Annotated in this window: 6 protein-coding genes and 1 pseudogene; 3 read left to right on the top strand and 4 right to left on the bottom strand. The window is 34.5% G+C overall.

Annotated features, from left to right (window positions below):
* From V1T75_RS13245 to V1T75_RS13235, 3 genes and pseudogenes are all read right to left on the bottom strand, one after another.
* Positions 1–2,000 (bottom strand): annotated as a pseudogene (locus V1T75_RS13245) (hypothetical protein); the annotation flags it as partial.
* Between the two features lie 496 nt (positions 2,001–2,496).
* A complete protein-coding gene (locus tag V1T75_RS13240; protein WP_330489002.1) occupies positions 2,497–3,492 on the bottom strand; it encodes a glycosyltransferase family 4 protein in 996 nt (331 codons plus the stop codon).
* A complete protein-coding gene (locus V1T75_RS13235; protein ID WP_330489001.1) occupies positions 3,493–4,422 on the bottom strand; it encodes a hypothetical protein in 930 nt (309 codons plus the stop codon).
* A gap of 101 nt (positions 4,423–4,523) precedes the next feature.
* Here V1T75_RS13235 and V1T75_RS13230 point away from each other — a divergent pair, with 101 nt between their 5' ends.
* From V1T75_RS13230 to mscL, 3 genes are read left to right on the top strand one after another with little or no spacing between them, the layout of a single operon-like run.
* Positions 4,524–5,141, top strand: coding sequence for a thymidine kinase (locus V1T75_RS13230; RefSeq protein ID WP_330489000.1), 618 nt, complete (start codon positions 4,524–4,526; stop codon positions 5,139–5,141).
* Positions 5,134–6,237 carry an alanine racemase gene (gene alr, locus V1T75_RS13225; protein WP_330488999.1) on the top strand — a complete coding sequence of 368 codons (1,104 nt, stop codon included), beginning with the start codon at positions 5,134–5,136 and terminating at the stop codon, positions 6,235–6,237. The genes V1T75_RS13230 and alr overlap by 8 nt, the downstream gene beginning before the upstream one ends.
* A 51-nt stretch (positions 6,238–6,288) precedes the next feature.
* Positions 6,289–6,690 (top strand): large-conductance mechanosensitive channel protein MscL, encoded by a 402-nt coding sequence (mscL, locus tag V1T75_RS13220; protein WP_330489004.1) that lies wholly within the window; start codon positions 6,289–6,291, stop codon positions 6,688–6,690.
* A gap of 63 nt (positions 6,691–6,753) precedes the next feature.
* Here mscL and V1T75_RS13215 read toward each other — a convergent pair whose 3' ends face one another.
* Positions 6,754–7,344, bottom strand: a complete 591-nt coding sequence (locus V1T75_RS13215; protein WP_330488998.1) for a carboxymuconolactone decarboxylase family protein — start codon at positions 7,342–7,344, stop codon at positions 6,754–6,756.
* Between the last annotated feature and the right edge of the window lie 2 nt (positions 7,345–7,346).

Below are 7,346 nucleotides of genomic sequence, written 5' to 3'. Positions count from 1 at the left end.
GCAGTTTCATCGTACATTCTGGTGACGCGGATAACCACTGTTGCTGCTGGGTTGCCACAGTCGTCCGTTGCATTGAATGTATAATCTCTGTATTGGGTACAACCGTCTTCGCCTGCCATTACTTCGCCTGCGACTCCGTTGATACTGCCTGATTTCTCTCCACCAATACCACAGTTGTCTGTCCACGTAGTGCTTACCACTTCTGGCCATGCTTGGTTACATTCCTCTAGCATGATATCCTCTTGGTCGGCAATTACTGGAGCTTCATCATCTGGTGTAACTGTAAATGTTCTTTCACAAGAAACCACTTGTTCACATTCATCAGAAACCTCATATTTTAAAACGATACTTCCTCCACAAGCATTGGGTGCTTGAAGAGCATTTACATCGACTTCATTTTCACCTATGTAATATTTCTCTACTACTGTTCCATTTCCTCCTGAAGTTGAAAATCCAGATAACCAAATACCAAAAGCATTATTAATATTTGCTTGTGATGTACATTCTGGTATTGTTTGATTTTCTGGACAAACTTGATTTAACGGTATTAAAGGCTCTCCATTTACTTGAAATACATCTTCTGCTGTACATCCTACAACACCTGGGGCAAATTGTAATGTTGCTGCTACTTTATAAGTTCCTGCTTCTGTGACTTGCAATGTACCTTCTGTTTCTCCATTTATCTCTACATCGTCTTTATACCATACATACGTAAAAGTATTTCCTTCTGGTGTTGCGTTTGCGGTTAGTGTTATACTTTCTTCTGTACAAGCTATATCTTCCCCTTCTATTACCACGGTTACTTCAGGTGTATCTGCTAAACTAAACGGTCCTGCTAAATCTTTTAGCTCAGCAGTAAATGAATCAGAAGATCTTGTTTTTACAATTACACTTCCTAATGGACTAATACAATCTATACCAGGAGAACTACTAGAATCAAAACCTAATGCTGATGCGTTAATTGCTATTTCTGCAAAAGTATTTTGTTGATAATCGGATACTATATTTCCTCCTTTATTAATTGTCCCCCAAGGGCCAGCTGTTACAGAGCCTCCATCATTCACTTGAGAAAAAACTGCTTCAGGTGCTCCTTGTCTTAATTGTATTTCAGCATACCCATAATTTCCTGCTCCATTTCCTCCATCATATTGTATATATCCATTTTGATCTTTCTTAAACTCAAATGGTCTAAAAGGCAAGGTGTTGTGTGTATCAAAATAAGAGTCTGGAACCCCTACTAATTCAACCCAAACATATAGTTTAATAATCGCATTTGCTCCTCCATTAGCATAATTCACAGAAAGGATAATATCTCCATGTTGTAACACCGAACCATCAGGGTTAAACACATATGGAGTTCTTCCTCCTGTAGCTGATAAGTCCACCACTGATTGAATAGTACCTCCTACTAAATTTACTTTTTCTCTAAAATATTCAAAGTCTAAATAACTATCTCCGCTATCATTTCTTGTTGATGCCCCTAAAAAAGCCCATTCATCTGTTCCTACTGTAGCTCCTTCTCTTCTTAAATGTCCAAAAACATCTATAATGTCATTTTTTTGAGGCACAGAGGCATCAGTAATTGTCCAAGTATTCGGATTGTCATTATTTTTATCTGACCCTCCTGTAAACACATTTGAATCTGTATTGTTACCTTGAGCGTTTTGATCTCTAATAAAAACAGCATCGATCCAAAGTCTTCCATCAACAACTGTATAAATAGGAACACTCATTCTAATTTCAGCAGAAGCATTATCATCTACTAATAAATTTGCTGTTACTGCTGTGGAAGTTTCGTCTATTACTCCTTTCCCTGAGTCTCCTAAAAACCAATCATCAGTTCCAAATGGGAAGACTGCTCCATTTGGAAAAGATACTATTCCTGAATACACATCAGCATCAACACCAAAGTTGGCTTGAACTGTAGTTTCTGTGTTCACTAATTGTGCATTCACTGCATTTGTTGAAAACAAAAAAAGCACGACAAGAAAACCTGTCATACTATATAGGCGCCTTTTAAAACCTTTATCAATGCAGTTTTTTAACGTTTTTAACCCTCTCCTTTTACAGGCAGGTTCTGTATCATTAAGCAACATATTGTAATATTTTACATGGTATTATTCTTTAATTTTTTGTTATTAAAGGGGTTACACATCTAACCAACATAAAAACAAGCTGGTTGTAAAATATCTAGTAAAGAGGTTATCAAATAACTAAAAGTATTTTTTTAGCTTAAGAGAGGTTACAGAAACAAAGAGGTTAAAGGGATATTTCGTTGAGAGATTAAAACTCATATAAGAATTATGAGTTAGGGAAGCAAAGTTAATCAATTAACACTTATTTAACAACCATCCGTATTGATGCTGATAATAAAAAAGGGGTTTTCCCCCTAGGATCTAATGCCCCCCATAAAGTTATTTAATCTCTACGGAGCCATTTTTTGCCGAAAGAAAAAACAATTCTTTTTTCAGGTAAAAAACTTAATTACTACAGGTTTTAATTAAGGTTTTTATACACTTTTACTAGTTCCTCAGCTTCTCTTTGTGCGCTCCATTTTTTTTCGATTTCTCTTCGAGCGCAATCTCCTAAATGAGGAAGTTTCTTATGTATTAGGTTTTCAATTATTTTTTGAAGTTCTGTTTTATTTCCAGGGGTAAACAAATAGCCAGACTCTGAGTCTGTTATTAACTCTGAATGCACTCCTACATTCTTTGTAGCCACAACTGTATTTGCGCATGCCATTGCTTCAGCACAAACTAGAGAAAAACCCTCTGTAAAAGAAGGAACCACCGAAATTTTAGCTGCTTGGTAATAAGAAATAATATCTGATGTTTCATCAACAAAATAAACTTGGTCTTCAACCTTGTTTTTTTTAACTATTTCTTTTAATTCTTCTAAAAACGAGGGGGTGTCTACTTTACCAACTACAACCAATGCCCATTCTTTGGTTTCGTTTAATTTGGGTGCTACAGCTTCTAGTAATATTTTTTGTCCTTTTGCTTTTCTAACTCTACCTGCACAAAGAATAATATTTTTTTGAGCAATATTGTTTAATTTCTTTTCTGGATTAGAAATAAAAAGGCTTGTGTCTACACCATGTGGTACCATTACGTTAGATATCCCTAAGCTCTTATGCATCGAGCTTGTTAGCGTGACAACCTCATCTGATTTCTTCAATAGAAACTTGGTAAATCCTGACGGCTCTGTTTCAGCATGTCGTGTTGCTACTAATTTGAACTTTGCTCCTAACACTCGATACCATAGCATTTTTAAAATTTCATTGTTACGATGACAATGAACAATGGTGTTTTCTTTAGAAAACAATAACTTTTTTAACTGAGAAGTTGTTATTTTATCTCCTTGAATACCATAACCATACAAATAGGTTGTACACAGTTTTTTTAATTGAGGAAGTACATTTTCAATACTTCTTGTAACACCAGTTCTTCTGTTGTGAAAGTGTGTATGTACAACTGTAAAGTTAGAATCCATCTATGCGAATCTTCTTTCAATGATCTCTAACAGTCTATTTTCATATTCTTCTTTTTCTGACCAATCGTAATCAGGTTTTATCATTTTATTGATAAATTTTTTTGCTTCTTTTTCTGTTTTAATGGTATTCAGTTGAGAAATAACTCTATTAAAATCGTTTTGATCTCCATCGAAAAGATGTTTTACAAAAGCTATTCTATCATTTAAGTCAATTTGAATGGTCTTTTGAAAGTAATCATTAATCGTTTTCTTAGGTGCTGCTTTCGTAAACAAATCTGTCATAATATCTACTGAAATCGTATCTTGTAACTCATCTTCTAACGTTGGCGTTTTTCTTTCTCCAACATCTTTCACATCGTTTTTAGTAGTTTCAACCTCACCGTGCAATAATTCTTCTAACTCATCAAAAGGCTGTTCTATAATTTGATTCGAGATTACTTCTTCATTAATTCCTTCAATTACTTTTTCAGCTATTTCATCTGCTTCTTGCTCAAAACTATCTTGTAAATCTTCTTCTAAATGGTGTACTTTTCTTTCTTCTACAAGTTCTTCTTCCTGTGCTATTTCTTCTACTTCTTTTTTTGTAGGTATTTCTATTTCTTCTTGAACTCGTTCTTCCTCAGTTTTAAAATCATCGATAGTTTCTTTCTCTAACTTAATTGCTACTTTTTCTTCCGTAGATGAAACTTCTTCAACAACAGCTTCTACCTGTTTTTTCTCTTCAGCTAACAATACTTCTTGCAACAACTCCTCCTTAGTTTTTGTAGGATTTGGAGTATTATTTATATACTCTTCCACATACGCTAAAACCGAAAGTTTTTCATAAACTTCATATGCCTTTTGCTTTAACTCAAACACATTTTCTTTATTTTTCATTTGTAAAATACTGTGTGCTAAACTGGTTAAATCTGATGCTAGTTTTTTGTGCATAAGTTGTCGTTTGATTTTAATTTTTGCTGTTAAATTTTAATAAATTTGTTCCTCATTCGAAAGTAATACAAAAATCAATAATTAGAGCTTAAAATTACAAAATGTTTCTTGAAAATACAGTAAATCATACAGAACAATTTGGTTGGATTGAGGTAATTTGTGGCTCAATGTTTTCGGGTAAGACCGAAGAATTAATTCGTAGACTTAAACGTGCACAATTTGCTAAACAACGCGTTGAGATATTTAAACCAGCAGTTGATACTCGTTATAACGATGAGGAAGTAGTATCACACAACAAGAACAGCATTCGTTCTACACCAGTTCCTGCATCTTCTAATATTAGGTTATTAGCTAATGATGTTGATGTTATTGGAATAGATGAAGCTCAATTTTTTGACGACGAAATTGTAGCTGTTTGTAATGATTTAGCGAATAGAGGAGTTCGTGTTATCGTTGCAGGTTTGGACATGGATTTTAAAGGAAACCCTTTTGGACCTATGCCTGCATTAATGGCTACTGCCGAATATGTTACGAAAGTACACGCTGTTTGTACTCGTACGGGCAATTTAGCTCATTACAGCTACAGGAAAGCACAAAGTGACGATTTGGTATTTTTAGGAGAAACCCAAGAATACGAACCATTAAGCAGGGCGGCTTACTATAAAGCCATGAAAGAGCAACAAACTCATAACAAAGAAGAAGAAAGCAACAATGAATAACAATCACGTTACTGTATTAGAAATCGACTCGAAGGCTGTATTACACAACCTTGCTTACTTTAAGCAAAAACTTCAACCACAAACTAAAATCTTGGCTGTTGTTAAAGCCTATGGTTACGGAAGTGAATCTGTTGAAATTGCTAAAATTGTAAAAGATCAAGTTGATTATTTTGCTGTTGCCTACTCTAACGAAGGCATTGCACTACGTGAGGCAGGAATAACAACTCCTATTTTAGTGTTGCAACCTCAAATTCAAAACTTAAAAGAGCTTGTAAAATACCGCCTAGAACCAAGTCTATACAGTTTTAAAATTTTTGATGCTTTTATGCAACTTGCTGATGAGACTCCTTTGATGAATTACCCTATTCATATAAAGTTCAATACTGGATTAAATAGGTTAGGGTTTTGGCATACAGATGTACCAGCTTTAATTACTGCATTAAAAAAATCTAACAATGTAAAAGTTGAATCTATTTTTTCACACTTAGCAGCCAGTGAAGACCCTTATGAACAAGAGTTTACTGTTGGTCAGATTAACAATTTTGCCTATATCGTAAAACAAATTTATTCGCATTTAGGGTATGAACCTATGATTCACATTTTAAACACTTCTGGCATTATCAATTATCCCCAAGCTCAATTTGACATGGTTCGTTTAGGAATAGGATTGTACGGTTTTGGGAACGATGATCAAGAAACTGCTCAATTAAAAAATACGCATACTTTAAAATCTATCATTTCTCAAATTCACTTAATTCAACCAGGTGAAACAGTGGGTTATAACAGGGCTTTTGTTGCCAACCAACCTACAAGAAGTGCTACGATTCCTATTGGTCATGCAGATGGTATTTCAAGAAGACTAGGGAATAAAAATGGTTTTGTTTTTATTAACAATCAACCAGCTCCTATTATTGGAAATGTTTGTATGGATATGATTATGGTAGATGTTACTCAAATTGATTGCAATGAAGGTGACGAGGTTATTATTTTCAACCATCAACAACATGTGGAATACATGGCTCATAAGAGTGAGACTATCCCGTATGAAATACTCACTGCTTTATCTCAACGTATAAAAAGATTGGTTAAGAGTTAATTTTTTTATACTTTTCAATTCATTTAACTATTAAAATTCAAATATATGGGAATGCTTAAAGAATTTAAGGACTTTGCAATGAAAGGAAACTTAGTTGACATTGCAGTAGGTTTTGTAATGGGAGCAGCTTTTAAACAAGTAGTAACTTCTTTTACAGGGGGAATTGTATCGCCGTTAATTGGGCTTATATTCAAAGCTGACTTTAAAGATATAAAATACGTAATAAAGGAAGGAGTTGCGGATGAAGCAGGTAAAATAACAGGGGAGGTTGCTATTATGTATGGCGAGTTTTTAACCCATGTTATCGATTTTATTATTGTAGCTTTTGTAATGTTTACGGTTGTGAAAGCGGTAAATGCCATGAAGAAAAAAGAAGAACCAGCTCCTGAAGCTCCAAAAGGGCCTACTCAGGAAGAATTATTAGCCGAAATTAGGGATTTACTTAAAAAATAATTCTTATAAATACTTACTACCAAGGCTCGCAATTGCGAGCCTTGGTAGTTTTAATAATTTTAGTTACACATGTTTTCCTTTGTTCCATCCATGTTTTCCTAAATATTGCTCACCACTTTCAACAGCTCCATCTTCAATACTTGTTCCCATAGAGTCATTCCAACGATTTAAATACCCGAAAAGAGAAATCACACCTAACATTTCAACTATTTCGCCTTCATTCCAATATTTATACAATTCTTCTTTTATTTTTTCATCTACCATATTTGGAACCATCGAAGCAGCTAATGAAAAATCTAACGCAGCACGTTCAGCATCAGAAAATGCAGAGTGAGTTTTATACTCCCATATATTATCTAATTGTTCTTGTTCTGCTCCATAACGCTCTGCTGCACGAATTGCATGTGCTTGACAATAACGGCAACCTGTAGCGTTACTACTTACCCAAGCAATCATCCTTTTTAAAGCAGAAGTTACACGACCATGGTTAGCCATTACCGCTTTATTTAAATTAATAAATGCTTTGGATATTTCTGGACGACGTTGCATCGTTAAAACCGAATTCGGACAAAAACCTAAGGTTTCATTATAAAAATCAGATAATTGTTTCGTTTCTGCATCATGATTCGGATCTAAAGGAGTTACTAAAGGCATAG

The organism is Tenacibaculum sp. FZY0031, assembly GCF_036350695.1.
Lineage (GTDB): Bacteria > Bacteroidota > Bacteroidia > Flavobacteriales > Flavobacteriaceae > Polaribacter.
This window is presented reverse-complemented; position numbering and strand designations above follow the sequence as displayed.